Genomic DNA, 26,170 nt, shown 5'->3' with positions numbered 1-26,170 from the left:
TATAAATTTCTAGAAACATCATTATATCGTTCAAAGTCTATTTGTGGCTATTACGTTTGAATGGTACATAAACACTTGTCCAAATTAAAACGAAACCTATGGGAAGTAAGTAAAATTCAGGCCTATGAGAAATGAAATGAATGTATTCTGTAAATGCATGCCCTGTTGTTAATAAGTTTAAATAAGCTATTGCACTAATTCCCCCTGCAATAGCTAGTCCAAATCCCAACAAAAAAACAAACATCCTAAAAATCATAAAAAACACCAACTACACATGATAGATGATTATAATTACTCATCCATTATCTCCCCCACCTTGTCCACTTACTACACTATATGTTCTAACGAATCGGAGTAACACTCAATATTGAATGAAATTATTGAAATTGAACAAAAAGAAAAAGCCAAGATCGGCTCTTGACTTTTTCTAATCGTTAACTTTTGGATCAAGTGCATCTCGTAGACCATCACCAACAAAGTTAAAACATAATACAGTAAATAAAATCAGTAATCCCGGGAATAACGGATACCACCATGCTTTTAACATGATTGTAAAGTTCTGTGCATCCTGTAGCATATTTCCCCAGCTTGGAGTTGGTGGTTGAATACCTAATCCTAGATAACTTAAAGCTGATTCGGCTAGGATTACTCCACCTACCTGTAATGTTGCAGCAACGATAATCGGACCAAGTGCATTTGGTAGTATATGAGAGAAGATAATTTTATAAGCTCTTGTTCCAATCGTTCTAGACGCCAGAACGAATTCACGTGTTCTTAAAGATAGGAATTCCCCACGAACTAAACGTGCTGTTGTTGTCCAACTTGTTAAAGCAAAGATAAGAATTAGTTTATCAACACCAGGTTGGAAAATTGTAACTAAAGTAATTAAAAGGAAAAGCTGAGGAATTGATATAATAATATCAACAAATCTCATTAATATCGCATCAATGATGCCTCCAAAATATCCAGCTAAAGATCCGATAATTGTACCAATAGTAATTGCACCAAATACAGATGCAAATCCTACTAATAGTGATACTCTCGCACCATAAAGTAGACGAGTTAATATATCACGACCGAACTTATCAGCTCCAAGTAAGTATTCCTTACTAGGTGGCTTTAATTTATCTAGTAATCTTTGTTCTTCGAACGAATACGGTGCTAATACTGGAGCAAATACAGCAGCACCAATTATTAATAATAAAAAGATTCCACCAATGACCGCTAACTTATTTTTCATAAACTTAGAAAATATAATTTTTGTCATCGTGTCTGGCTTTTTACTAACCGCATGGATTAACGCAGCATCGTTAGAAGTTTTAGGTGTAAGATTAGTTTGTGACATCAAAAACTTCCCCCTTCTTAATACTCAATCCGCGGATCAAAGATTGCATATAAAATGTCCGCCATAAGATTTCCAATTACTACAAATACTGCAGAGATAACTGTTAATGCCATAATAACCGGATAGTCACGTTGGAACGCAGAGTCAATAAATAGCTTTCCGATTCCTGGCCAACCAAATACCGATTCTACAATAACAGACCCACCAATAAAGCCTGGTAGCATTAATCCGAAAATTGTTATGACTGGGATTAACCCATTACGTAATCCATGTTTGTAGATAACTTTTGTAGCCTTAAAACCCTTTGCACGTGCAGTTCTCATATAGTCTTGCTTTACTACTTCTAACATACTTGTACGAGTAAATCGGGTAAGACCTGCCATATCGGCTGTTGCAAGAACGAATGCTGGGAGTACCAAGTGATGTAGTCTATCCCAGATACTAAAAGGAGCATTTAAAGTCTGGGTGCCACCTGTTGGAAACCAGCCAAGTTTCACTGAAAAGAACATAATTAGAACTAATCCTAGCCAAAAGTTTGGTGTGGCTAGACCCAAAAAGGAGGTTACTGTAACGGTATAATCCGTTTTAGAGTATGGCTTTGTTGCAGATAAAACCCCAAAAGGGATTGAAATGATAATCGCTAAAATGGTTGATACTCCCATTAACAATAGGGTATTAGGTAATCGATTCAAAATCATTTCACTAACTGGTGTACCTTTACGAACAAGAGATGTACCGAAATCACCTTGAACCATATTTCCTAACCATTTTCCATATTGAATATGAATTGGATCATTTAAACCATATTTTTCATAAAACTTCTCTAAATCAGCTGGCTTAATATTCGGATCCATTAATAAGGTAGTTGCGCCACCTGGTGCCATTTTTACAATAGCAAAAGACAGTATGGTAATTCCTATTAATAAGGGAATAGCCATTATTATACGGCGAATGATATATGTTACCATAGCTAATTCTCCTTTAAGCTCTAGTTTAGTAATTCCTTAATGTATGTTGTAACTAAAAAAAATCAGCGATTTATTCTAGTTTTACTTTCAAAATTAATTAAAGAGGGAAGGGAAACCCCCCTCCCCCTCTACTTCTATTGTTTCTTGAATAATCAATAGAAATTATTCAGTTTTGAACCACCATTTGTTAATGTCATAGAAAGCAGCTCTAGCATGGAACTCTTTTCCTTCTAAGTTCTCAGGCATTGCATAGTGTGCATTTGGATAGTATAAGAAAGTATATGGTTGTTCTTCTGATACGATCTTATAAATTTGTGCGTAAGCTTTTTTGTACTCATCGCGATCTAGAATTTGTCTAGCATCTTCCATTAGCTTACTAGCTTCAGCATTATCCCAATGAGTGAAGTTTAAGCCTTGCTCCATTTGACTGCTGTGGAAAATATCGTATAGGTCAGGGAATGTTGATAATGCCCAACCTAAAATCATAGCATCGTAATCCCAGTTTGGTGCAGTAACTTGCTCGATGAATGCGCTCCACTCAACGATTTGAGGAATAGCTTCAACACCGATTTCTTTAAATTGTTGTTGTAAAACTACAGCAATATCTTCACGGATTTTGTTACCTTGGTTTGTTTTCACAGTGAAAGATAATTTTTCTCCGTCTTTATCTAACCAGCCATCTCCGTCAGTATCTGTCCAACCAGCTTCAGCAAGAAGTTGTTTTGCTTTTTCTGGATTGTATTCAAACTTAGTTACATCATCACTGTAAGCCCATGATAATGGTGATTCTGGAACGTGTGCAACTTCACCATCACCGTTCATTACAGCTTCAACAATACCTTCACGGTCAAGAGCATGAGTGAATGCTTGACGTACTCTTACATCTTTAAAGCGATCTTGTAATTGGTTAACTCCAAAGTAAGTATAAGAAAGAGCTAAACCAGATTGAATCTTGATTCCAGGGAATTCTTTAACTGTTTCTAAATCAGTTCCTGGTACGTTAATGTAGTGAACGTCACCAGCTTGTAACTGAGCAAGTAAAGCATTTTGGTCAGGAACAATTTTATAAGTGATAGAGTCTAAGTAAGGACGACCTTCATAGTAGTCTTCGTTAGCAACAACTTTAACATACTCTCCATCTTTCCACTCAGCAAATTTGAATGGACCAGTACCGATAGGAGATTTTGTGTTGAATTCATGCTCACCTAGTTCTGCAACAGGTACAGCTCCTAAGATATGCTCAGGTAAGATACCATAGCTTAAACCAGTTGTGCCGAATGTTGCATCAATTTTAGAAAGTTTAATTACAATTTCATAATCACTTACTTTAGTGATACTCTCAATACCTTCGAACGCTGATTTACGAGGACCATCATAGTCTTCATGTAATGGTACATTGTAAGTGAATACAACGTCATCAGCATTAAACTGTTCACCGTCATGCCATTTTACATCGTCACGAAGTTTAATTGTCCATGTTAAGCCATCTTCAGACATTTGAACGTCTGATGCTAAGTCGTTAACTGGATTGAATTCAGTATCCCCACCAACTAATCCATTATAGATGAAACCTTCAATTTCACCACTTGAATTGTCTGAAGAATATAACGAGTTGAATAATGTAGGAGAACCAATTGATCCTACGATAAGATCTCCACCGAATTGTGGTTCGTTAGTATCTTTAGGTTCCTCTTTTGGAGTTTCCTCTTTTGGTTTTTCTTCTTTCGGTGTTTCAGCTGGTGCTGTTGAATCACCAGAACAAGCAGCTAAGAATAATGACATTACTAAAGTTAAACATAATAGTAGCCAAGCTGACTTTTTAAGCTTCATTTCATTTCCCCCTATCGTTTTTTGAATTATTAGATTACTTAAGACACTTTTAAAGCAATATCTTCCTTCCATCACCCCTTTCAAGTGAAATTTATCTTATGCACTACCATCTTCTTAGTAAAGATGGCAGGCTACATAATGATCATTTTCCACTTCTTTAAACTCAGGGACTGCTTGACGACAAATATCTGTAGCAGCTGGACATCTTGTATGAAATACACAACCAGCTGGTGGGTTAGACGGGCTAGGTAATTCACCCTTAAGAACAATTCTTTCCCTCTTAACCGCACCTTTTTTCCTAGTAACAGGTACTGCTGATAGTAGTGCTTGTGTATATGGATGGAGAGGATTTGCGTATAAACTATCCTTTCCTGCTAATTCCATCATTTTACCTAAGTACATTACACCCACGCGGTCACTAATGTGACGAACAACACTAAGGTCATGAGAGATAAAAATATACGTCAATCCAAAATCTTTTTGTAAATCCTGCATTAAGTTTATGATCTGGGCTTGTATCGATACATCTAGGGCTGATACTGCTTCGTCTGCAATAATTAATTCAGGTTTTAGTGCTAGTGCTCTTGCAATTCCAATTCTTTGACGTTGACCACCAGAGAACTCATGTGGATAACGGTTGATAAATGAAGAATTTAGCCCAACTGTATCTAGTAATTCCTTAACTTTTTCTTCACGTTCTTTACCACTGTATAAATTGTGTGTAATCATTGGTTCACTAATGATTGAACGTAACGTTTTTCTCGGATTTAATGTTGCAAATGGATCTTGAAAGATCATTTGGATATCTTTTCTTACTTCTTTACGAAGCTGATTTTCAGACATATGTGATATATCTTTGCCTTTAAAAAGTATCTTTCCTTCTGTAGGTTCATAGAGTCGTATAATTGTTCTACCAGCAGTAGATTTACCACAGCCTGATTCACCAACAATACCTAGCGTCTCACCCTTATAAAGTTTTAGGTTTATGCCGTCAACAGCCTTTACCTGTCCTACGGTTCTTTGAAGTAATCCTGCCTTTATAGGGAAGTGTTTCTTTACATCTTGTAATTCAAGAATTGCAGTTTGATCGTTATCGATTACTAATTTCTCAGATTCTAAGTTTGTAGTTGAAATCATGCCCCTGCCTCCTCACTATCGTATAAAAAGCACCTTACTGAGCGCTGTCCATTAACCTGTTTTAGTTGTGGTAATTCTGAATGACAACGGTCAAATGCTTTTACACATCTAGGAGCGAATCTACAGCCTATAGGCATGTTCTCCGGAGAAGGAACGTTTCCTTCAATTGATTGTAAACGTGTAATCTCTCCGTCAATTGCAGGAATAGATGCCATTAGTCCTTCTGTATACGGGTGGAATGGTTCATCAAAAAGATCATCTACTGATGCTTCTTCAACAACTTGACCACCATACATTACTACTACTCTTTCTGCAATCTCTGAAACTACTCCAAGATCATGAGTAATTAATAGAATAGAAGTATCGAACTTTTTACTTACTTCTTTCATTAAATCTAGTATTTGTGCCTGAATTGTAACATCAAGGGCAGTTGTGGGCTCGTCTGCAATAAGCAATTTTGGATTACAGCTCATCGCCATTGCAATCATAACCCTTTGTCTCATCCCACCTGATAGTCGGTGTGGGAAATCATTTATCAGTTCAGCAGCTCTCGAAAAGCCAACCATTTCAAGCAATTCGATTGCTTTTTTATTTGCTTCATTTTTAGTCATTTTCTGGTGATATGTTAGTATTTCAGTGATTTGCTCTCCAATGGTAAGTACAGGGTTTAAAGATGTCATTGGTTCTTGGAAAATCATTGATATTTCATTTCCACGAATTTTACACATATCGTTTTCTGACATACTTACTAATTCTTTACCATCTAGGTAAATTTCACCATCTACTATTTTACCCGGAGGAGTCGGAACAAGACGCATAATTGAAAGTGAAGTTATACTTTTTCCAGATCCAGATTCCCCAACAAGCGCAACAGTTTCACCTTTATTGATTTTTAAATCCACACCATCTACAGCTGGAATAACTGTTTTCTTTTTAAAGAAGTGTGTTTTTAAATTCTTTACCTCTAGTAATGCAGACATTTATTCTGTCACCATCCTTTTCCATCGACGTAGATACCAGTCAGTACCTAATGCAACTTTAGTACCATTTTATAATTCATAATAATCTGAATTATTATTGTGTACTTAAGATACCAAATTATCTGAAAATAATATTAACTGTATTTTATTACAATAAGATTACAAATACAAGTTAATTTTTAAAATTGTATTAATTATTTTTTATTTCTGACTTCTTTAAGTCTTATACATAATAACAAATTACTTTAAGGTTCGACAAGCACTTTTTGTAATATTGTTAGAATATTTTTAGAATTATAGTTAGTAATTTACAACAAAACTAAAACATTCTTATGCTAATTAGTTAGAATTCATTCTTTTTAGAGCACAAAAAAAAGATCCATCACATTAAGTGATAGATCTTGTTTATCTTCTTGATTTAGGATTCATTGCATCCTTTAATCCTTCACCAATAAAGTTAATTGATAGAATAACTAAAGTAATAGCTACCGCTGGTGGAACCCACATCCATGTTTTGTTTCTTAAAACATCTGAATCACGTGCTTCAGCTAACATATTACCCCAACTTGGTGTGTCAACTGGTACACCGAAGCCTAAGAAACTTAGTGCTGATTCAGCAACAATCATAACTGCCATAAGTAGTGTCGCTTGAACGATTATAGTAGAAGCTACGTTAGGCAATAAATGTTTGATAATAACTTTAGATGGTCTACAGCCAATTGATTCAGCAGCAAGAATATATTCATTCTCTTTCTCTGCAAGTATTCTACTACGTACGATACGTGCTACTCCACCCCAGCTTAGTAGACAGATAACACCAATCAACGTCCATAAACCCGAAACTTTTCCAACTAAGATCGTATTTAAAACAATTACGAAGACTAAGAATGGAAAGTTTAAAATAAAATCTACAAATCGCATTAATAACTGGTCAACCTTACCACCAAAATAACCTGCAATCGATCCGACAGTTGTACCAATTAAAGTGATAAAGAACATACATGCTAAACCAACTGTTAAAGAAGATTTACCTGCATAAAGCATTCTAGTAAATACATCTCTTCCGTTCGTATCTGTTCCAAGCCAGTTCGCAGCAGATGGTTCCTTACTGATATTCATAAAGTCTACCCTTATGATATCTTTTGTTGTTATATACGGAGCTAAAAAAGAAAGAATTGTTACTACAACTAAAAATATTAAACTAATCATTGCTAATTTATTTTTAACGAACTTTCTTCTTGCTATCACCCATGGGGAGGGACTTTTAGCGACATTTTTCGGTGTTGGTGTATTAGGTTTTGTAACAACTTCCATGATTTGCCCTCCTTAATCTAGTCTAATACGTGGATCTACTAATCCATATACTAAGTCTGCAATTAAATTTCCAAAAAGTGATAAAAATGAAAGTAACATTGTTATCGACATCATTACTGCATAATCTCTTCTAGTTACTGATTCTAAAAAGAGTTGACCAATTCCCGGATAAGTAAAAATCGTTTCAGTAATAACTGCACCACTGATTAAAGCAGCAATGTCAAATCCAAGGAATGTAACTAAAGGTATAACTGAGTTTCTAAGTATATGCTTGTTGTAAATTTTTGACTCTTTTGTTCCTTTTGCTCTTGCCGTTCTTACAAAGTCTTTACGGCTGTTTTCAATAATGTCATTACGTAAGAATTGTGTATAAGAAGCAGAACTCATAAGTCCTAATACTAAAGCAGGTAATAACACATGGTGCATTTTACTTAAGTAATACTCCATCGTTCCTTCTTCTAAACCAATTTTCACTGATCCACTAAATGGGAACCAATTAAGCTGGAATGAGAAAAAGTAGATTGCTAGAATTGCAGCAACAAATGAAGGGATTGCTAGTGCAATATAGTTGTAACCCGCAATGAGGTTATCTCCTATAGTGTAAGGTTTTCTTCCTGCATACATACCCATAAAAAATGAAATGACATACGTTAAAACTAAGGCTGTAATAGCTAACAATAACGTATTTGGTATTCGATCTGCTATTAATTCAGCTGCAGGCTTTTTATAAACTGTTGATTTTCCAAAATCACCTTGAACAAATTTAGTAATCCATCTTCCATATTGAACGAGAATCGGGTCATTATAACCAAGCTTTTCTCTCATTTCTTCAATATACTTTGGGTTTGTATTCGATGGATCAATTTCTCCCGCAAATGGATCCCCTGGCATCATTTTTGCCAGGGAGAATACCACTAGGGAGATAAGGAGTAATAATGGAATCATGCTAAGTATTCTTCGTAGCGAGTATTGAAGCATGTGAATTCTCCTTATCTAGTAAAATTATAACTACTACTCAGTTACATACCACTTGTAAACATCATCTTGGAATCCAATCGCATTTACAGTTACACCTTGAACACGGTTGTTGATTCCATAAAGATCCATGTTTTCCCAAAGTGGGATAGCAGGCATTTGCTCGTTGAAGTATTTTTGCCACTCAACATAAACTTGTTTACGGTAGTCTTTGTCAAATGCTTTTTCACTTAAACCTTCAGCAAGTAAGCGCGCGTTTTCAGCGTCTACCCAACGACCATAGTTCCACTCAGAGTCGTTACCCCATAGGCCAGTTGGATCTGGATCTGCACCAGTGCTCCAAGAACCGAAGAATGCTTCTAATGCTGCATCGTCATTGTCTTTCATTTCATTGTAAAGGTTAAACTCTACTAATGAACCAGTTGCTAATTCAGTTTTAACACCGATATCATTCCAGCTTTGAATAATTGCTTGAGAACGACCTTCGAATACTGCTGGTCCAGCATAGTGACCGAATGAAATTTTGAATGGTTGACCTTGTGGATCTTCAACAAAACCATCACCATCAACGTCTACATAACCAGCTGTTGCTAATAATTCTTTTGCTTTTTCTTGGCTGTACTCATATTGATTTAACTCTGACTCATCAGCAGCAATCCAGAACGCTTTTGGAATTGGAGTGTTAGCTACTGCAGCTTTACCTTCTAAGAATGCATCAATCATCGCTGGACGGTTGATAGCATATACTAACGCTTGACGTAATTCTTTAGATTGGAATTTATCAAAATCTGCTACGTTTTTACGAGTTGCTTGGTCACGGTGACCGAAACGTAAAGCGATGTATGAGTATACAACACCAGTTGTTTCTTCAACACGTACGTTTGGTAATGCATTTAATTCTTTAACAGCTTGTGGTCTGATACCCATGATATCAATTTCACCATTTTGGAAAGCACCAGTTGCTAGAGATGGATCGATAACTTTAACGATAACACCATCAAGAAGTGGCTTACCTTGCCAGTACTCATCAAAACGCTCTAATTCAGTGTACTCACCAGCTACAACCTTTTTAACTTTGAAAGGTCCGAAACCAACTGGGTTTTCACGAACTTGTGGAGACTCTCCTAAATCAGCTACAGCAACACCTTCATAGTGCTTTTTAGGCATTGGAGTAGACCAAAGGTTTTCTAGGTTGTTGATTTTAACTTCTGAGAAAGTGATTTTAACAGTGTGTGAATCTACAACTTCAACACCTGAAATCGTATCAGCTTTTCCATCTTTCTTTTCTGTAGCACCTTTAACATGCTCAACCATGTTGAAACGAGGACCATCATAGTCTGGGTGCGCAATTGTTTCTAAAGCGAATGCATAGTCTTCAGCAGTCACTTCTTCACCATTGTGCCATTTTACACCTTTTTCAAAAGTGAAAGTGTATGTTAATAAATCTTCGCTAATTTCCCAAGTAGCGATATTTGGTACATACTCTAAGTTTCCATCTACACCGTAGATGCTCTCAGTCATAAATCCTTGAATATCGCTGTCAACTGCACTACCAGCGTAAGCAGGGTCATATACACCCTCTGGAGCAGCGTCAGTTGCGAAAGTTACAATTCCGCCTTCTTTAGGCTCGTTTGAATCAGTTGTTGCATTGTCTTTTTCTTCTTCTTTTGGCTCAGTTGGCTTAGTAGTATCGTTACCGCCGCTACAAGCAGCAAGGAACATAGACATAACTAGTACTAGAACTAGAGCCCATAATGTTGACTTCTTCATTTGTTTACCCCCATTTTTTTGTATATTTATTTTAATTTTGAAATGTTAAACATTTCAAAAGAAAAACCATCATTTAAGTGTTCTTGCTTAATATAAGTGACAAGCGACTCTATGCCCTGGCTTCACCTCCTTTAATTGAGGTTTCGATGCTGAACATTCAGCTATAGCTTGTGGGCAGCGTGGGTGGAATGGGCAGCCACTTGGCGGATTTGCCGGGCTTGGAACATCCCCCTCTAAAATAATACGCTGGCTTTTCTTTCTTGGGTCAGGAACTGGTATCGCAGAAATTAAGGCCTGTGTATAAGGATGTAAAGGTTCATCATAGATACTTGCCTTTTCAGCGATTTCAACGATATTACCTAGATACATAACTCCAATTCGATCACTCATGTGTTTAACAACACTTAAATCATGTGCAATGAAAAGGAAAGTTAAATCGAACTCATCTTGTAACTCTTTTAACAGGTTAAGTACTTGTGATTGCACCGATACATCAAGTGCAGATACTGGCTCATCCGCTATTATTAGCTTTGGTCTAAGAGCTAACGCACGAGCAATACCTATACGTTGTCTTTGTCCACCGGAGAATTCATGTGCATATTTATAATAGGCATCTTCAGGTAATCCTACCTTTTTAAGAAGCTCCATTACTTCATCTTTTAGTGACTTTAACGACTTATTTGTAAAGTTCATAATTGGCTCAGAAACAATATCTCCAACCATTTGCATTGGATTTAAAGATGCATATGGATCCTGGAATACCATTTGGATATCTTTTCTGATGTCTCTTAATGATTTCCCTCTTAATTCAGTGATATCTTTACCATCAAATAAGATTTGACCATCTGTTGGTTCTAGTAGTCTCATAATCGTTCTACCGGTTGTAGACTTACCACAGCCTGACTCACCTACAAGTCCTAACGTTTCCCCATTTTTAATTTCAAGAGATACATCATCCACTGCTTTTACATGTGCTACTGTTTTTCTAAAGAAACCACCTTTAATAGGATAGTAGGTTTTTAAATTTTTAACTTCTAATAAATTTTCTTTTTCATTAAGTGTTGTATTACTCATTTGTTTTACCTCACACTCTCTTTAGGATAACTGCTTTCATAAAGTAAGCACGATACCTCATGTCCACTCTCTACTTCAGCTAGCTTAGGAGTAACAGTTCTACATTCCGCTGTTGCAGAAGGACATCTATCAACAAATCGACAGCCAACTTGTGGCATATTTTTCAAGGATGGTACAATCCCTTTAATTGTTGCTAATTCTTCAACTACTTCATCCATTCTTGGAATAGAAGCCATTAATAATTTAGTGTAAGGATGCTGTGGGTTGTGGAATAGGTTATCTACGTTTGTGCGCTCAACTATTTTCCCAGCGTACATAACAATAACCTCATCACACATTTCAGCTACAACACCAAGATCATGAGTGATTAGAATGATTGACATATCGTTCTTTTCTTGAATACTCTTTAGCAACTCAAGTATTTGGGCTTGTACCGTTACATCAAGAGCAGTTGTTGGCTCATCAGCAATTAATAGCTTTGGTTGACAGGCGATTGCAATTGCAATCATAACCCTTTGTCTCATTCCACCTGACAATTGGTGAGGATACTCATCTACAATTTTCTCAGGTCTAGAGATTCCAACACTCTGTAGAAGAGTAATCGCACGTTCTCTAACTTCCTTTTTAGATATGTTCATATGATTTAGCATGATTTCTTCTAACTGGAATCCAATTGTGAAAACTGGATTTAAGGAAGTCATCGGCTCCTGGAAGATCATACTAATATCTTTACCTCGGATGCTATTCATCTCATTTTCTGATAAACTCTCAATGTTCTTTCCTTGGAATACTACTTCACCACCAGCAATTCTTCCGATCCCTTTAGGTAGAAGCTTCATAATAGAAAGTGACATTACACTTTTACCACAACCAGATTCACCAACTATTCCGACAATTTGGCGAGGCTTTACCGAAAACGATACTCCATCAACCGCATGATAAAAATCTCCGTCTATATCGAATCCTGTCTTTAGGTCTTTCACTTCAAGCATTGAATTCAAGTCAATCACACCTTTAACATTAAATTAATCGATCAAATATACAATTTTTCGACAATTCCTTTTTTTACAATAATAATATAATTATTTTATAATTGCAATATTATAGTAAAATTTAATAATTTTCAGTCTTTTTAAATAATTCAGTATAAAAAGTTATATTGTCATTACTATATCAAAATATCATTCGTTTGGGTAGACATTTTCAATAATTACCTTATTTTTCTTTAAGTATTGTCGTATATACCTTTTATTCTTTTTAACTTTACTAGATATATCCATTTCTAAGATGGTTCCATCCTGAAGAGTAAAGTAAAATTTATCATCTTTAGTGATTCCATCTTTTTTCACAAAAATTTGTTTAGCTTCTGTGATTTCGTTCCATCCTATAAACTCCTCTTCTAAACTAAAAAATTTATTCTTATAAATACCCTGGGAATTCATATATTCATAATTAAATAGACAAAGTCCTATTACAATCACTACAGTAATTAAGGAGGTAAAAGTAATTCCTAATTTCAGCATGTTCTTCATCTTCGTTTTCGGTTCAGATAGTACATTAATTAGTAAAATGATAGCGGTTACTAAGATTGCTGCCATAAATATCACATATGCACTAAAAGGAGCTTCAAAATACCATACACTTTGTGGTTTAAATAAAATCTCTTGGATTGGATACAGGATGATAAAAGGAACAAAGATACTAGATAAGAAAGAAATGACAATCAATGTTACCTGAAACTGAATGCTGTCCATGTTTCTTTTTTTATTTGTTACCGTATAGCTTGCCATTATGTTCGATTTCACCCCTTCCATTTATTTGGGAATTAACTGTCAGTCACACAAGTGTAATAATATTACAAATTCATTACTAATTCAATACAAATTTTATTAGTAATTTACATTCATTAAAAAAAGACCCTAATCTACATCAGAGTCTTGGTAACATCTTATTTAATAAATTCTTCTGTATTAAAGCCTAGTAATTCCTTTATGCTCGCTCTTTGTTCTGTCATTAATTTATTCACTAAATGATATCCTACACAATATCCTATCATCTTTGGTAATAATTTTTGTCCATACAAGAAGCGGTTATGTTCCTTTGATGACTTCTTAATAGAAGCATTCCGTTTTATTATAGTATTCCACATCTCCTCCAGCTGAGTTTCTGAGTAATACCTAAGATATGGGGCAAGATATTCTTCACCAAAACGTTCCTTTACAGCACACTCAGCTAGACCTTCTAAAATAATCGTGTCTCCTAGGGTGTAATCACTTTCTTTCTTCTTACATTTTTTTAACCGACAAATATGATTGTATTCATGTGTAAACAGTGCCTTAATTTCATTGTCAGTATTTTTATTTGATAAAAATAAAAATAGTTTATCTTTGAAGGCTAACCCAGACTTTCCATTATACTCATTACTTATTTGGCTATTTTTACTATCAGATGGAAAAATGTAAATTGGAATCGTTGGTCCATCCCATTCTTTTTTTAGCTTTTTTTCTTCCATATAGACGGTTTTCCACACATTATTATCCCTTAATTTTTTTACTACCTCTTCACCCCCTCTAACAGGCCGATACATTCCATTCATAATTAAGTAATCATAAATTTCTTCTATAGATACATCTGATTGTGAAAATTTAATTCTTTCACAAATCTCTAAAGGTTTATCATACAAATCTACAAGCCACTTGTCTGTTCTTACAATCGTCATTCTCCTACCTCCACACCATTTAATACTTATGCTTATGTGAATTCACCTTTTCTCGTTCCAATAAAAAACAGCCTAGATTTTCCTAGACTGTTTTACGATTAAAGTGTTGTCTTAGCCCTTCACCTAATATATTGAAGGTCAAGATTGTAAAGGTAATGGCAAGTGCCGGGAATAGAGGTATCCAAGCAGCTTTTAATACATCTGTACGTGGATCTCCTAATAATGTAGTCCAATTTATATTCGTGTTAATAATCTCTCCAGACCCATAGTTAAGTTGAACAAATTCCTGTGTTATAAATATACTAAATATTCCTAATTGACCTATTAACAAAGTTACTCTACCTAAATCAATAAAGAAGTTTACAATTATGTCCGGCAGTAAATTCGGTACATAATATCTTGAATAAATCCCTAAAGGGCTTACCCCAATTGTAATTCCAGCTTCAACAAAAGGCGATTTAGAAAGTGTATGGGCTTGTTGTTGTAGGATATACCCAACTCTTCCGACCTCTATAAAAGCCAAAATTACAACGCACCAGAAAAACCTGTTCTCACTAAAGACTAAAAATGGGAGGTTTACCAAAATGATTGCTGAAAATATGACTGGGAGGGAAGAAAACAACTGGTTCCATGAGTTCAAAAGCCATGAAACTGGTCCTTTGTTTTTTGAACCTGCTAAAGCTAATGGTACTGCTACTATGTACCTTAATAGAGTTATTGAAAAAATAAGTAACAAAGTATCCTTTGTACCCATTACAATTAAACTTAAAATATCTCTCCCTTCGCGGTCCGATCCAAGTAGATATTCCTTTGAAGGTGCATAAGGAGCAGTTACAATGTTGCCCTGCCCTAATATTTTTACTCGTTCCCCTTCCAAGCTCGAATCAACGAATGGCAGCAGGGGGCCAAATAACATAAAAACTACTAATACGGTTGTCATTACAATTCCTGTTACTAAATAATAGTTTTTCATTTCATCCCTCCTACTGCAGCTTCAATTGCTTCTTAGCCAAATAACCAATAACTTGGGCTAATGTAATAGTTAACATAAAGCAAATTCCAATTCCAACTATTAAAGCATCTTCATAGATTGGTCCACGACCAAAAGCAATTGCTTTAGTAATACCCATTGCTACAAATAGACGATAAGCTATTCCTTCATATCCAAAAAGGTATTCCACAATTAACAAATTCGATAGTATATAAATCATTAATGATGTTATATGACCTAAGATTGTTCCAATACTATTCTTTAGTATATGCTTATACATTACTCTTCTTTTTGTAAAACCCTTCGCCCTCGCAACTTGGATATAAGGAAGACCCTCTTGACTAGCGATAGATGCTGAGGTAATTCGAGACACATACATCATCGGATAAATCGCTACTAAAATACCCGGTAGGACAAAGCTATACCAATTCGCTTGACTTAATATTTTTACAGATGGAAACATAAAAATGACGAGCCATTGGATAACGATGACAATCAGAAAGTCTGGTATCGATTGAAACAACCAAGTAGTTCCGTTACCTAATATATTTTTTTCGTTTTGGCACTATTGTAATCAAAGATCCCTTTTGCAATGCCTACAAAGATACTCAAAACAAATGCTAATACAATGATTTTTAAGCTATTTGGGAAGTAACGCTTTAACTCGTCCTCTACTGTTACATTATTATAACGAGTATCTCCTAAACTACCATTCTCTCTAATATGAGTAAGCCACCCGCTAATATTCTCTTTGTATTGCCCCCATGAAAATGTATACCCATAATCAATCGTCATTGCCTTCCCACTAACTGCTATATCTGCTTCCCGTGGAAAAAAGACTAACATTATTAGTCCGGCTAAAACAACAACATACAGTAAAACTGTTCTAATGATATTTTGTGTAATACTCATTATCCACCCCCATATGGTATTTATTTACTATAAAAAATAATAACACAAAGTATTACGACTTTTCTATATATTTTGAAATTTTATTACAAATATATTACAAAGGTTTTATCAGATTGTAAAAAAGAGTTGGCTAATGCCAACCCTTTTAATGATATTATTCATATTTTTTAAAGATAATTGTAGCATTATGTCCACCGAAACCTAGAGAATTACTAAGTGCTGCACGTACCTCCATTTTTCTAGCAACATTAGGCACGTAGTCCAAGTCACATTCAGGGTCTGGTGTTTCATAATTAATTGTTGGAGGAACAATTCCCTCTTTAATAGCTAATATTGAAAAGATAGCTTCTATTCCACCAGCCGCCCCTAAAAGGTGACCTGTCATTGATTTTGTAGAACTAATCGCTAACGTATTTGCATGTGGACCAAATACTTCTTTAATCGCTAATGTCTCAAACTTATCATTGTATTCTGTAGAAGTGCCGTGAGCATTAATGTAATCAATATCATTAGGCTGTAAGCCACCATCTTCAATCGCCTGACGCATTGCACGAACTCCACCTTCACCACCAGGAGCCGGTTGAGTGATATGATATGCATCTCCTGTTGAACCATATCCTACGATTTCAGCGTAAATTCTCGCTCCACGTGCAAGTGCATGCTCAAGTTCTTCTAAGATAATGATACCAGCACCTTCACCCATTACGAACCCATCTCGGTTTTTATCAAACGGTCTACTAGCAGTTTTAGGATCAGGATTAAATGATAATGCTTTTGCTGAAGTAAATCCTGCAAACGCCATATTGGTTAATGGGGCTTCCGTTCCACCAGTTACCATTACATCTGCATCCCCACGCTGTATCACTTTAAAGGCATCCCCAATTGAGTTCGTCCCTGTAGCACAAGCAGTTACTGTACAAGAATTTATCCCTCTCGCTCCAATCGCGATCGAGACTTGTCCCGCTGCCATATCTGGAATCATCATTGGAACGTAGAATGGACTAACCCTTCTATATCCCTTTTCCATAAAGATCTTATGTTGTTCTTCATGTGTTTCCATTCCACCAATACCAGAACCTATCCATACACCAACCCTTGCAGAGTTTTCATCATTTATTGTAAGGTTTGCATCCTTTACTGCCATGAAAGAAGAGGCAAGTGCATATTGTGTAAAACGGTCCATCCTTCTCGCTTCTTTACGGTCCATATAGTTTTCTGGATTAAAGTCCTTTAATTCAGCAGCAACTTTCGCAGGTAAACCTTCAATTTCTACTCTTGTTAATGGTCCTACACCAGAAACACCACTAATCGCATTTTGCCATGCTGTTTCTACATCATTTCCTATTGGAGTAACTGCTCCTAAACCTGTTACAACTACGCGCTTTTTTGTCATTTATTTCGCAACTCCTTATGTTTGAAATATACTATTATATTATTTTACTTTCCCCAACGAATGGCGATGGCACCCCAAGTTAGCCCGCCACCAAATCCCACCATTACAATTAGGTCACCGTCTTTTATTTTACCAGCTTCTAATTCTTCTACTAATGAGATAGGAATTGATGCTGCAGAGGTATTCCCATATTTATGAACGGTTTTTGACATCTTTTCTATAGGTAATTCAAGTCTTTGCCTAGCTGCTTCCATTATTCTAATATTTGCTTGATGAGGGATTAAGAAATCCACATCTTCCTTTGTTAACCCTGCTTTTTCTAACACATTTATACAAGAGTCACCCATTTGTCTTACAGCAAATTTAAATACTTCTCTGCCATTCATAATGATATATTCATCCTGAAATAAATGCTTTGCGCCGGTTCCATCTGCACCAAGCTCAAATGATAATATTCCTTTGCCTTCTGAAACCGGTCCAATAATTGCTGCCCCAGCACCATCACCAAAAAGAACCGCTGTATTTCTGTCGTTCCAATCTGTAATTTTTGACAGTTTCTCTACGCCAATAACTAATATTTTCTGATATACTCCAGTTTCGATAAACTGTTTACCAGTAACAATTCCATACATAAACCCAGCACAGGCCGCACTAATATCCATAGCTGCAGCTTTTTTTGCACCCAGCTTCTCTTGTAAAGTGCAAGCAACGGAAGGGAATGGTCTGTCAGGAGTAACAGTAGCTACTAAAATCATATCAAGTTCTTCTCCAGACATCCCTGCATTTTCCAATGCCTTTAAGGCTGCCTCATATGCCATATCAGATGTATTTATATCATCCTCGGCAATGTGTCTTTCCTCTATACCCGTTCTTGTTCTTATCCATTCATCTGTTGTATCCATTTTTTTTTCTAAATCATGGTTCGTAATAATTTGTTCCGGTACATATCGTCCAATACCTAGAATCCCCGCATTCATAAATCAATCCCCTTTCCAGTAATTATCAAGCGTCTGACGTATACTGAATCGAATATAAGTAAGTAGTATATTTTATTATCAATTATTATGACTTGGTACTAATTTTAAAGTATTTTATTCCATATAGCAATAGGTAAGGTGTATTGAGTTGGTGGAGGAAAAAAAATAAAGCAAAAGTCTATTTCTTTCTATGGACAACCGACTATACTTCGAGGATTCGTTTTTCATACGCTACTAGTAAAATAGACTATTTGAGGTGAATTATAATGGAAGAACAACAAGAAACAAAACAAAATGGACCAAAAGAAAGTCCAGATCCTTTTACAAGATTAATGTTTGGAAATAGTCCAAGATTTTCGCAATCAGCCAACAAAAACAGTGAGGAGGTTCCCGCCCAACCAAGTAATCAGGTTGATTATATGTCCTTAATGAAGCAAGTAGACGAAATAATGGGATCTGTGAACCGAATTAAGCCAATGTTCAAAGAAATCGGTCCTTTACTTGATTTATTTAAAAAACGCTAGAATTTATAAAATTCTAGCGTTTACTTTTATCTTATTGTTATTATTCAGATGATGCTTCTTGTTTCCCTAGTTCATAAGCATCTGCCATTACCTTTGTGAGCATATCTATCATTGGCTGGAGTTTATCCATTGTTAGTTCAATTCCTGTGTCATCTAGCATTTGTTTAGCTTCTGGTAAGTACTTCATTGCAATTTGCATAAATTCCATTGATTTTGGGTGCATCTGTAAATACTCCTTTTTTTGCTATTTTCTTTGATTAGGTAGAATTCCAGTTTTTTTATAAGTATTTATTAGGGTATTCATCTCTTGTACAAACAATGGATCTACCTCTGGGCTAAACTTCCCCATTGATATAACATCATCTTGAAAGTCGAAGTAAAGTTCACCCGATTCAAGTTCTCCATTATTATATCTTCTAGCCACTAATTCATACAATACGTCCACATGTTGAACGGTACTTGTTAAAACTGTTACCTCACCCAAGTCTGATTGGTCTGAAATAAAGCCGATTGAGTATAGACCGTGCTCTTTTAATACCTCTGTAACAGGTACATTATATCCATCACCAGCAGGGTAAACAACATCAACTCCATCCTCCAGCATTTCTTCCAGGTATCTTAGAGCTGAGTGAACATTATCCCAGTTATTCGTGTAACGGATTTCAACCTCCACGTCTGGATTTTGAAAAGCTGCTCCTTCATAAAAGCCATTTACTTCGGGTTGCCATTCAAATGCGGCAATTACACCAACTTTGTTTGTTTTTGTCATTTCTCCAGCCACCATTCCACCAAAGAAGCCCATGGCATTGGCCTTAAAATTTAGACTAGTAACATTTTCTCCTCTTGCGTCACCATTAAAACATATAAAATGGATATCAGGATACTCTCTGCTAATTTTATTGAAATAACCTGCATACTCTTCACCATGACCGAAAATTAAATTGACACCTTTCTCGTGGAATTCCTTTACAGCCTGTTCTGCGGCTGCTTCATTATTTATACTCTCTTGATAAAAGACATCTATATCAAACTTTGATTGAATCTTCAATAATCCCTTATATCCCTTTGTTCCCCACACCTGATCATTAATAGAATCTGGTACTAAAAGTCCCACACTTTGTAATTTATCTGTGGAAGCAGGTTGTCCACATGCTGATAGTGAGAACATCACTATTGTAATCATTATCAGTAATCCAATCGGATTTCTCATGCTTCTGCAACAACTCCTTCGTCAGATAAATTAATGATTGAATGAATAATACTTTATTAATCCAATTATATTTTACATCGCGTCTCTAATTTTGTACAAGAAAAAATAGGTTAATCCTCCCTATTCCAGTTATTTTGTAACCAATCTGTAATAATACCTAACCCTTCACCCGTGCCATTTGAACTAGTCGTCATTTGAAAAATAGATTTTTCCTTCGTTTGATATAGGTGAAAGGTCTTTATTTGGTTAACATTTTCTATTTCAATGTCATCAAAATTTAATCGAACGATACTGAATTGTTCACCTTTATCTTTAAAGGCTTCAATAACTAACTGCTCCTGAATGAAGTATAATTTCCCATCATCCTTTTCAGAAAAAGGCCTTTTTTCATTGTCATTTTCAGTGAGCCGAACACCCGATTCTTTAGAACCTGAGACTAGCATAAATTTGCTCCCGTAATCTCGAGAGTAATCTAACGCATTTTTCAAGTGTTTCTCGAGTTCTATATTATTCCCCATATTCATGTTATCCTGTCTATCTATTGGGTCGTATAAACAATAAATAATGACATCGAACTTCTCTTTTTTAGTACGGTAATCTGTCTCAAGTGAACTGTATTGAAAGAACGCATTTCTCCCAATTTGTAAGAGCCTTTCTTCTTTATCGTTATGTTCGTTTGAAACGTTATCTAATGCGAATACATCAATCTCCTCTTCAATCAACTGACAACAAAGAGAGTAGCCTATCAAGCCAAGTCCACCAACTAGTAATACTCTCATGGATCCACCTCCACTTTAGCTAAATGACTATTTACTGTAATCCTATGCAGTAACTTGCCAAAATAATAGTCCCCCTCATGTATTCGTATTGGGGGACTATTACAATTCTTCTTCTTGTTGTTTAAAAAAACGACAAATTGCTCCTGTCATTCTATATTTCTTTTCGGTAACTAGGTAAGATATAAATATAGGTTTTCCTAACTCTTTCCTACGCTCTTCTAACATTCGTGTGTGAAATTCAGGATCAAAACTCTTCCTATCCGTTGTTTGCCATATCGCTAATGGAATTTCAGTATCAAAGTTTATCGTTTGTTGTTCTTTCATAATCTCATCTATTACTTGTTTTTCATTTATTTTATAAGCTCTAGCTAATTCCTTTTTTAGTTGCTTATAGAAAAATTTATATTCCTTTTCATGATCAATATGAGCTTTTAAATCAATACAAGGATTTATCAAGGCTACAGATCGAACATGTTCACACATCGTGTCAGCTATTTGTAGGCCAACTAATGCTCCCATACCTTCAGCTAAGATGTGAATTCGATTGTTTAATATTTCACTTTTCATAATATAGTGATACAGCCTTTTGACTAACATGACTGCACTTTTACTACCCCAGTGGCGTCCATAGAGATTTGAATAAAACACGGTATACCCTTGACCTATTAATTCATTTAGCATTTGAAGACGTCCTTGATTTTGTATTAAAAAGCTACTATCTTCCTCAACAAAATGATTTTTATCTCCCAAAACGATGATTCCGAAACCGTTGGGGCGTTCCGGCACGTGAACTACACACCACTCTGTATCAAGCTGGAAAAACCGCTGCATAAGTTCCATTTTTCCTCCCACCTTATATACACAGTATGAATCCTCTTTTTATCAATGTATGTTAAAGACTCATTTTTGAAAGGGAAAATACCTATTTATTATGATTTTTTATTAGGAAAAGTAGAGAACATAACAAATTCTTTTTTATTTAGATTAATTATGGTACTATGTATTAAGAATGCGGATAAAATGAGGTGAAACTAGTGCGTTTTTTCTGGACATTATTTTGGACTTTTCTATTAGTACAAATGGCATCATATGTTGTCGCTTCAATGATAGGTGCTGCATATGAATTCGGCACAGCATCAATAATTGCTGTTGTTTCATTCGTTCTAATCACTGCTCTTGGCGAAATTATTCCTTTAGAGCCGATTGAAAAGCACTAATGACTTTTTCAAAATACATAAATCCCCTGCTTCCAAAAGGAGCAGGGGTTTTATTTTTGGCTAATTATTCATTTGGCAAGATAATCATTTGTCCATCTTGAAAATCTACTTTAACTGTTTCATTATCCTGTATTGTACCAGCTATTAATTCTCTTGCAATCTTTGTTTCAATATTCTTTTGAATATAACGTTTTAGTGGTCTTGCACCATACAATGGGTCAAAGCCCGATTCCGCAATATACGTTTTAGCTTGATTTGTGAGAAGTAAAGTAATGTTTCGGTCCTGCAGTCTCCCTTGCAGATCTTTCACCATTTTTTCAACAATCCCTATAATTTCTTTCATGGTTAGAGGCTTAAATAAAATAATATCATCGATTCGATTTAAGAACTCGGGACGAAAATGCAATTGAAGTTGTTCCAACACTTTTTTCCGTATTTCTTCTATTATTTCTCCCTCAGAAGTTAACCCTTCAAATAAATACTGAGACCCGATGTTTGAAGTCATAATAATGACTGTATTCTTAAAATCTACCGTACGCCCTTGAGAGTCAGTTACTCTGCCGTCATCAAGCATTTGCAGAAGAATATTAAACACTTCTGGATGAGCCTTCTCAATTTCATCCATTAAAATGACTGAGTATGGTTTTCGTCTTACGGCTTCAGTTAACTGTCCGCCTTCTTCATAACCAACATAACCAGGTGGCGCACCAATAAGTCTTGAAACGGAGTGTTTTTCCATGTACTCAGACATATCCAGCCTAATAATCTGCTCTTCACTGTCAAATAATGATTGTGCTAAAGCTTTAGCTAATTCTGTTTTACCTACCCCTGTTGGACCGAGGAAAACAAACGAACCAATTGGTTTATTCGGATCCTTAATCCCTGCTCTTGCACGAAGAACTGCATCGGACACTAACTCAATTGCTTCGTCCTGCCCAATCACTCGTTCTCTTAAAATATCATGTAATTTTAATAACTTTTCACGTTCTCCCTCAACTAGCTTAGTAACTGGAATACCAGTCCATCTTGCAACAATTCCTGCGATTTCTTCTTCTGTAACCTCTTCCCTAAGAAGGCGATTATCACTTTTTGTATCATTCACTTTTGTCTCAAGTGATTTCAACTCTTTCTCAATCTGAGGAATTCTTCCATGCCGTAGCTCTGCTGCTCGGTTTAAATCATACTTATTCTCGGCATCTTCTAGCTCCCTCTTAGCCTTTTCAAGCTCTTCTCTCAAGAGTTGCACTTGACCGATTCCTTCTTTTTCAAACAACCATTGAGCTTTCATCGAATTGGCTTTTTCTTTTAGGTTTGAAAGCTCTTTCAGTAACACATCAAGCCTTGTTTTACTGCCCTGGTCTGTTTCTTTTCTAAGTGCAGCCTCTTCTATTTCTAGTTGCATAACTCGCCTTGTCACTTCATCCAATTCAGAAGGCATTGAATCTATTTCCGTACGGATCATTGCACAGGCTTCATCAATTAAATCGATTGCTTTATCTGGAAGAAACCTTTCAGTTATATACCGGTCAGACAATGTAGCAGCAGCAACAATTGCACGGTCATGGATATTCACACCATGATGAATTTCAAAACGCTCCTTTAACCCTCTTAAAATTGAAATAGTGTCTTCAATCGTTGATTCATTTACAAGCACTTGTTGAAAACGACGCTCTAAAGCAGGGTCCTTTTCAATATATTTCCTATGTTCATCTAACGTTGTTGCACCGATACAATGTAATTCACCACGAGCTAACATTGGCTTTAACATATTTCCTGCATCCATTGCCCCTTCTGTCTTCCCAGCTCCAACAATGGTATGTAGCTCATCAATAAACAATAGGATACGTCCATCACTTTTTTTAATTTCATTTAGTACTGCTTTCAATCTTTCTTCAAATTCACCGCGAAATTTTGCACCAGCAATTAACGATCCGATATCTAATGCAAAGATCGTTTTATCCTTTAAACCCTCAGGTACATCTCTTCGAACAATTCGTTGCGCAAGACCTTCCACAATAGCTGTCTTACCAACACCAGGCTCTCCTATTAAAACTGGGTTATTCTTTGTCTTTCTAGATAAAATTCGAATCACTCTACGTATCTCTTCATCTCTACCAATGACTGGATCCAGCTTACCAGACCTAACTTCTGCTACAAGATCCCTTCCATATTTCGTTAACACTTCATAGGTTGCTTCTGGATTTTGACTAGTCACTCGCTGATTCCCCCTAATCTCAGCAATAATTTTTTGAACATCATCTCGTCTGACTGAAAATTGCTGTAGTATTTTTTCCATTTCTGATGAATTTTTTCCCTTTGTTAGGGCGAGCATAATATGTTCTACAGATAAATACTCATCTTGTAATTGTTTCGCTTCCTCTTCAGCCTGGATAAAAAGCTGCTGAAGTCTCCCAGTAATATACAGCTTTCCTGCCTCTATCCCAGTACCCGAGACTTGTGGCTTTTTTTGAAGTAACTCTTCTATCTTTTGTTCAAGTTGAATTGTATTGATGTTTAGCTTTTGAAGAATACGAACTATGAGGCTATCTGACTGTCGAAGTAAGGTAAGGAATAAATGAACAATGTCAACCTCCTGATGCTGATTACGAATTGCAAGCGTTTGGGCTTCCATCACTGCTTCCTGAAGTTTTTGTGTCATTTTATTAAGATCCATTTATAAGCCTCCCTTTAATTTGAAGTTTTATGTAGCGTTTGACCATTATTGACCTTTAATTTTATTATATCCTAAAAATCCCATAAGTAAAGCCATCCTGCTTAGAGGATGACTTTTTTTGTATCTTATGGTTTTCTTTTATATGTCCATTTTCTTTTATCATTAGAGTTTTCCGGAAACGGATCGCCCGCCTTAAGCTTTATACTTTTAGGATTAACAACTCCGTCTCCTTCTTCTCCAATTTCAACATAAATCCCGTTGTTTGGAGCTTTATGTCCAGCTCTAAACTCATGACTTTGTCCCATCACAATTCCTCCTTCCATTATCATGGTACAGAACTATTATCTCCTGATGTATTTCATTTCATGTTTTATTTAGGTCCTTTTCTCATTTTTATTGCATGTCTTGCTTATAGGACAAATATAAATAGACAGAAAAGCAATACTTTACATCGTTACTGGACATGTAGTTAAATGGAAAGAGTATGAAAACGTAATTGGAGGATATAGTTGTGGAATCAATTGATAAGTTATATTTACTCTTAAAATACTTGTTTCTTGGCGTTTTTCAAGGGGTTACTGAACCAATACCAGTTTCCTCAAGCGGTCACCTTTTACTTGCACAGCACTTTTTGGACATATCTATTGAAGGAATGAGTTTTGAGTTACTGGTTAATGCAGCATCTCTTATAGCAGTTTTGCTTATTTATCGTGAGGACTTAATTCGATTAACCGTAAATGGACTTCGTTACATATCCACCCGAGATGTAGAAGCAAAATCTGATTTCCGATTTATTGTCTATTTAGTTATCGCAACTATACCAGCTGGTGTAATTGGTGTATTATTCGATGATCAAATTGCCAGCTTCTTTAAAGAAGGAATTCTACTAATTGGGATTACGCTTTTAATTACAGGGGTAGCACTCTGGTTCATTCGTAATTTACGTGGAAGAAAAAATGATGCAGAGTTAACGTTAAGAGATGCAATTATTATCGGGTGTGCTCAAGCCATTGCATTAATACCTGGAATCAGTCGTTCCGGAGCAACCATTGTTGCAGCAATGGGCTTAGGTATGAAGCAAGAAACAGCTCTACGCTTTTCTTTTTTACTATTTATTCCTGTTAGCTTCGGTGGAATGTTATTAAGCTTTTCGGATATTTTAAACGACCCTAACTTGAATACTTTGCTGTTACCATACACTGTAGCATTTATTGGCTCTTTAGTGGCTTCTTATTTCTCGTTAAAGTGGTTTATGGGAATTATGGCAAGAGGAAACTTAGCTTACTTCGCTATTTATTGCTTTATTGTTGGCGGTGGGATTGTTTTATTTAACGTATTTTAGGAAAGAAGTGGTGAATGGTTATTTCACCACTTTTTTGTT

The 26,170-nt window shown here is 35.8% G+C and carries 27 protein-coding genes; 3 read left to right on the top strand and 24 right to left on the bottom strand.

Translation table 11 applies throughout. The features are described from left to right. Positions 1 to 37: 37 nt before the first annotated feature. The 18 genes from J2Z26_RS22510 to J2Z26_RS02390 form a co-directional block, all read right to left on the bottom strand. Positions 38 to 244, bottom strand: coding sequence for a YuzI family membrane protein (locus J2Z26_RS22510; RefSeq protein WP_472924478.1), 207 nt, complete (start codon positions 242 to 244; stop codon positions 38 to 40). Between the two features lie 183 nt (positions 245 to 427). Further along, positions 428 to 1,345, bottom strand: a complete 918-nt coding sequence (gene opp4C, locus J2Z26_RS02470) for an oligopeptide ABC transporter permease (protein WP_193537941.1) — start codon at positions 1,343 to 1,345, stop codon at positions 428 to 430. 17 nt (positions 1,346 to 1,362) lie between these two features. Then, on the bottom strand, positions 1,363 to 2,313 hold the full coding sequence (locus J2Z26_RS02465; RefSeq protein WP_193537939.1) for an ABC transporter permease: 951 nt from the start codon (positions 2,311 to 2,313) through the stop codon (positions 1,363 to 1,365). Positions 2,314 to 2,475: 162 nt separating this feature from the next. Beyond that, positions 2,476 to 4,143: an ABC transporter substrate-binding protein gene (locus tag J2Z26_RS02460; RefSeq protein WP_193537937.1), complete on the bottom strand. Its 1,668-nt coding sequence runs from the start codon at positions 4,141 to 4,143 to the stop codon at positions 2,476 to 2,478. 114 nt (positions 4,144 to 4,257) lie between these two features. Continuing rightward, positions 4,258 to 5,280, bottom strand: a complete 1,023-nt coding sequence (locus J2Z26_RS02455; RefSeq protein ID WP_193537935.1) for an ABC transporter ATP-binding protein — start codon at positions 5,278 to 5,280, stop codon at positions 4,258 to 4,260. Then, the gene (locus J2Z26_RS02450) at positions 5,277 to 6,260 is read right to left on the bottom strand and encodes an ABC transporter ATP-binding protein (protein WP_193537933.1); all 984 of its coding nucleotides are present in this window, start codon (positions 6,258 to 6,260) and stop codon (positions 5,277 to 5,279) included. The genes J2Z26_RS02455 and J2Z26_RS02450 overlap by 4 nt, the downstream gene beginning before the upstream one ends. A gap of 405 nt (positions 6,261 to 6,665) precedes the next feature. Then, complete coding sequence (opp4C, locus tag J2Z26_RS02445; protein ID WP_193537931.1) at positions 6,666 to 7,574, bottom strand: oligopeptide ABC transporter permease; 909 nt, start codon at positions 7,572 to 7,574, stop codon at positions 6,666 to 6,668. A 12-nt stretch (positions 7,575 to 7,586) separates the two neighbouring features. Further along, positions 7,587 to 8,552: an oligopeptide ABC transporter permease gene (gene opp4B / locus J2Z26_RS02440; protein ID WP_193537929.1), complete on the bottom strand. Its 966-nt coding sequence runs from the start codon at positions 8,550 to 8,552 to the stop codon at positions 7,587 to 7,589. A 33-nt stretch (positions 8,553 to 8,585) separates the two neighbouring features. Continuing rightward, positions 8,586 to 10,319 (bottom strand): oligopeptide ABC transporter substrate-binding protein, encoded by a 1,734-nt coding sequence (gene opp4A / locus J2Z26_RS02435; RefSeq protein ID WP_193537927.1) that lies wholly within the window; start codon positions 10,317 to 10,319, stop codon positions 8,586 to 8,588. Between the two features lie 87 nt (positions 10,320 to 10,406). After that, positions 10,407 to 11,393: an ABC transporter ATP-binding protein gene (locus J2Z26_RS02430; RefSeq protein ID WP_193537925.1), complete on the bottom strand. Its 987-nt coding sequence runs from the start codon at positions 11,391 to 11,393 to the stop codon at positions 10,407 to 10,409. A 5-nt stretch (positions 11,394 to 11,398) separates the two neighbouring features. Next, positions 11,399 to 12,385, bottom strand: coding sequence for an ABC transporter ATP-binding protein (locus J2Z26_RS02425; RefSeq protein ID WP_319638080.1), 987 nt, complete (start codon positions 12,383 to 12,385; stop codon positions 11,399 to 11,401). A gap of 189 nt (positions 12,386 to 12,574) precedes the next feature. Further along, entirely contained in the window at positions 12,575 to 13,183 is a 609-nt protein-coding gene (locus tag J2Z26_RS02420) for a hypothetical protein (protein WP_193537921.1), read from the bottom strand. A 158-nt stretch (positions 13,184 to 13,341) separates the two neighbouring features. Next, a complete protein-coding gene (locus tag J2Z26_RS02415; protein WP_193537919.1) occupies positions 13,342 to 14,112 on the bottom strand; it encodes a DUF2268 domain-containing putative Zn-dependent protease in 771 nt (256 codons plus the stop codon). Positions 14,113 to 14,194: 82 nt separating this feature from the next. Then, a complete protein-coding gene (locus tag J2Z26_RS02410; protein WP_193537917.1) occupies positions 14,195 to 15,085 on the bottom strand; it encodes an ABC transporter permease in 891 nt (296 codons plus the stop codon). Positions 15,086 to 15,095: 10 nt separating this feature from the next. Next, positions 15,096 to 15,626, bottom strand: a complete 531-nt coding sequence (locus J2Z26_RS02405; protein ID WP_209794286.1) for an ABC transporter permease subunit — start codon at positions 15,624 to 15,626, stop codon at positions 15,096 to 15,098. 17 nt (positions 15,627 to 15,643) lie between these two features. Further along, entirely contained in the window at positions 15,644 to 16,015 is a 372-nt protein-coding gene (locus tag J2Z26_RS02400) for an ABC transporter permease family protein (RefSeq protein WP_209794285.1), read from the bottom strand. A gap of 154 nt (positions 16,016 to 16,169) precedes the next feature. Continuing rightward, positions 16,170 to 17,408: a beta-ketoacyl-ACP synthase II gene (gene fabF, locus J2Z26_RS02395; RefSeq protein ID WP_193537914.1), complete on the bottom strand. Its 1,239-nt coding sequence runs from the start codon at positions 17,406 to 17,408 to the stop codon at positions 16,170 to 16,172. Between the two features lie 44 nt (positions 17,409 to 17,452). Further along, a complete protein-coding gene (locus J2Z26_RS02390; protein ID WP_193537912.1) occupies positions 17,453 to 18,385 on the bottom strand; it encodes a beta-ketoacyl-ACP synthase III in 933 nt (310 codons plus the stop codon). A 266-nt stretch (positions 18,386 to 18,651) separates the two neighbouring features. Between J2Z26_RS02390 and J2Z26_RS02385 the strand changes: the two genes are divergently transcribed. Then, entirely contained in the window at positions 18,652 to 18,909 is a 258-nt protein-coding gene (locus tag J2Z26_RS02385) for a hypothetical protein (RefSeq protein ID WP_193537910.1), read from the top strand. Between the two features lie 40 nt (positions 18,910 to 18,949). Here J2Z26_RS02385 and J2Z26_RS02380 read toward each other — a convergent pair whose 3' ends face one another. The 4 genes from J2Z26_RS02380 to J2Z26_RS02365 all read right to left on the bottom strand — a co-directional run bounded on the left by J2Z26_RS02380 (position 18,950) and on the right by J2Z26_RS02365 (position 21,738). Further along, positions 18,950 to 19,132 carry a ComZ family protein gene (locus J2Z26_RS02380; protein WP_193537908.1) on the bottom strand — a complete coding sequence of 61 codons (183 nt, stop codon included), beginning with the start codon at positions 19,130 to 19,132 and terminating at the stop codon, positions 18,950 to 18,952. 21 nt (positions 19,133 to 19,153) lie between these two features. Next, entirely contained in the window at positions 19,154 to 20,119 is a 966-nt protein-coding gene (locus J2Z26_RS02375) for a BMP family ABC transporter substrate-binding protein (protein WP_193537906.1), read from the bottom strand. Positions 20,120 to 20,229: 110 nt separating this feature from the next. Further along, the gene (locus J2Z26_RS02370) at positions 20,230 to 20,898 is read right to left on the bottom strand and encodes an NAD-dependent epimerase/dehydratase family protein (RefSeq protein ID WP_193537904.1); all 669 of its coding nucleotides are present in this window, start codon (positions 20,896 to 20,898) and stop codon (positions 20,230 to 20,232) included. A 99-nt stretch (positions 20,899 to 20,997) separates the two neighbouring features. Beyond that, positions 20,998 to 21,738, bottom strand: a complete 741-nt coding sequence (locus J2Z26_RS02365; protein ID WP_193537902.1) for a hypothetical protein — start codon at positions 21,736 to 21,738, stop codon at positions 20,998 to 21,000. A 194-nt stretch (positions 21,739 to 21,932) separates the two neighbouring features. Between J2Z26_RS02365 and J2Z26_RS02360 the strand changes: the two genes are divergently transcribed. Next, positions 21,933 to 22,115, top strand: coding sequence for a YjzD family protein (locus J2Z26_RS02360; protein ID WP_193538523.1), 183 nt, complete (start codon positions 21,933 to 21,935; stop codon positions 22,113 to 22,115). A gap of 64 nt (positions 22,116 to 22,179) precedes the next feature. Here the strand turns inward: J2Z26_RS02360 and clpB are convergent, their stop codons facing one another. Both clpB and J2Z26_RS02350 read right to left on the bottom strand, forming a co-directional pair. Next, positions 22,180 to 24,789 carry an ATP-dependent chaperone ClpB gene (gene clpB, locus J2Z26_RS02355; protein WP_193537900.1) on the bottom strand — a complete coding sequence of 870 codons (2,610 nt, stop codon included), beginning with the start codon at positions 24,787 to 24,789 and terminating at the stop codon, positions 22,180 to 22,182. Positions 24,790 to 24,914: 125 nt separating this feature from the next. Continuing rightward, complete coding sequence (locus tag J2Z26_RS02350; protein ID WP_193537898.1) at positions 24,915 to 25,094, bottom strand: YjzC family protein; 180 nt, start codon at positions 25,092 to 25,094, stop codon at positions 24,915 to 24,917. Positions 25,095 to 25,309: 215 nt separating this feature from the next. Between J2Z26_RS02350 and J2Z26_RS02345 the strand changes: the two genes are divergently transcribed. Then, positions 25,310 to 26,131 (top strand): undecaprenyl-diphosphate phosphatase, encoded by an 822-nt coding sequence (locus J2Z26_RS02345; RefSeq protein WP_193538521.1) that lies wholly within the window; start codon positions 25,310 to 25,312, stop codon positions 26,129 to 26,131. Positions 26,132 to 26,170 lie beyond the last annotated feature (39 nt).

Source organism: Cytobacillus luteolus, from assembly GCF_017873715.1.
Lineage (GTDB): Bacteria > Bacillota > Bacilli > Bacillales > Bacillaceae_L > Bacillus_BV > Bacillus_BV luteola.
The sequence above is the reverse complement of the archived record's forward strand: the minus strand, read 5'-3'. Positions and strand labels throughout refer to the sequence as shown.

Excerpts from the sequence above, each read along its gene's own strand:
- clpB (WP_193537900.1), bottom strand. The coding sequence starts at position 24,789 with ATGGATCTTAATAAAATGACACAAAAACTTCAGGAAGCAGTGATGGAA.
- opp4B (WP_193537929.1), bottom strand. The coding sequence starts at position 8,552 with ATGCTTCAATACTCGCTACGAAGAATACTTAGCATGATTCCATTATTA.
- J2Z26_RS02385 (WP_193537910.1), top strand. The coding sequence starts at position 18,652 with ATGGAAGAACAACAAGAAACAAAACAAAATGGACCAAAAGAAAGTCCA.
- J2Z26_RS02400 (WP_209794285.1), bottom strand. The coding sequence starts at position 16,015 with ATGAGTATTACACAAAATATCATTAGAACAGTTTTACTGTATGTTGTT.
- J2Z26_RS02425 (WP_319638080.1), bottom strand. The coding sequence starts at position 12,385 with ATGCTTGAAGTGAAAGACCTAAAGACAGGATTCGATATAGACGGAGAT.
- J2Z26_RS02450 (WP_193537933.1), bottom strand. The coding sequence starts at position 6,260 with ATGTCTGCATTACTAGAGGTAAAGAATTTAAAAACACACTTCTTTAAA.
- J2Z26_RS02350 (WP_193537898.1), bottom strand. The coding sequence starts at position 25,094 with ATGGGACAAAGTCATGAGTTTAGAGCTGGACATAAAGCTCCAAACAAC.
- J2Z26_RS02465 (WP_193537939.1), bottom strand. The coding sequence starts at position 2,313 with ATGGTAACATATATCATTCGCCGTATAATAATGGCTATTCCCTTATTA.
- J2Z26_RS02455 (WP_193537935.1), bottom strand. The coding sequence starts at position 5,280 with ATGATTTCAACTACAAACTTAGAATCTGAGAAATTAGTAATCGATAAC.
- J2Z26_RS02460 (WP_193537937.1), bottom strand. The coding sequence starts at position 4,143 with ATGAAGCTTAAAAAGTCAGCTTGGCTACTATTATGTTTAACTTTAGTA.
- opp4C (WP_193537931.1), bottom strand. The coding sequence starts at position 7,574 with ATGGAAGTTGTTACAAAACCTAATACACCAACACCGAAAAATGTCGCT.
- J2Z26_RS02415 (WP_193537919.1), bottom strand. The coding sequence starts at position 14,112 with ATGACGATTGTAAGAACAGACAAGTGGCTTGTAGATTTGTATGATAAA.
- fabF (WP_193537914.1), bottom strand. The coding sequence starts at position 17,408 with ATGACAAAAAAGCGCGTAGTTGTAACAGGTTTAGGAGCAGTTACTCCA.
- J2Z26_RS02410 (WP_193537917.1), bottom strand. The coding sequence starts at position 15,085 with ATGAAAAACTATTATTTAGTAACAGGAATTGTAATGACAACCGTATTA.
- J2Z26_RS02375 (WP_193537906.1), bottom strand. The coding sequence starts at position 20,119 with ATGAGAAATCCGATTGGATTACTGATAATGATTACAATAGTGATGTTC.
- J2Z26_RS02370 (WP_193537904.1), bottom strand. The coding sequence starts at position 20,898 with ATGAGAGTATTACTAGTTGGTGGACTTGGCTTGATAGGCTACTCTCTT.
- J2Z26_RS02430 (WP_193537925.1), bottom strand. The coding sequence starts at position 11,393 with ATGAGTAATACAACACTTAATGAAAAAGAAAATTTATTAGAAGTTAAA.
- J2Z26_RS02390 (WP_193537912.1), bottom strand. The coding sequence starts at position 18,385 with ATGAATGCGGGGATTCTAGGTATTGGACGATATGTACCGGAACAAATT.
- opp4C (WP_193537941.1), bottom strand. The coding sequence starts at position 1,345 with ATGTCACAAACTAATCTTACACCTAAAACTTCTAACGATGCTGCGTTA.
- J2Z26_RS02365 (WP_193537902.1), bottom strand. The coding sequence starts at position 21,738 with ATGGAACTTATGCAGCGGTTTTTCCAGCTTGATACAGAGTGGTGTGTA.
- opp4A (WP_193537927.1), bottom strand. The coding sequence starts at position 10,319 with ATGAAGAAGTCAACATTATGGGCTCTAGTTCTAGTACTAGTTATGTCT.
- J2Z26_RS22510 (WP_472924478.1), bottom strand. The coding sequence starts at position 244 with ATGTTTGTTTTTTTGTTGGGATTTGGACTAGCTATTGCAGGGGGAATT.
- J2Z26_RS02420 (WP_193537921.1), bottom strand. The coding sequence starts at position 13,183 with ATGGCAAGCTATACGGTAACAAATAAAAAAAGAAACATGGACAGCATT.
- J2Z26_RS02380 (WP_193537908.1), bottom strand. The coding sequence starts at position 19,132 with ATGCACCCAAAATCAATGGAATTTATGCAAATTGCAATGAAGTACTTA.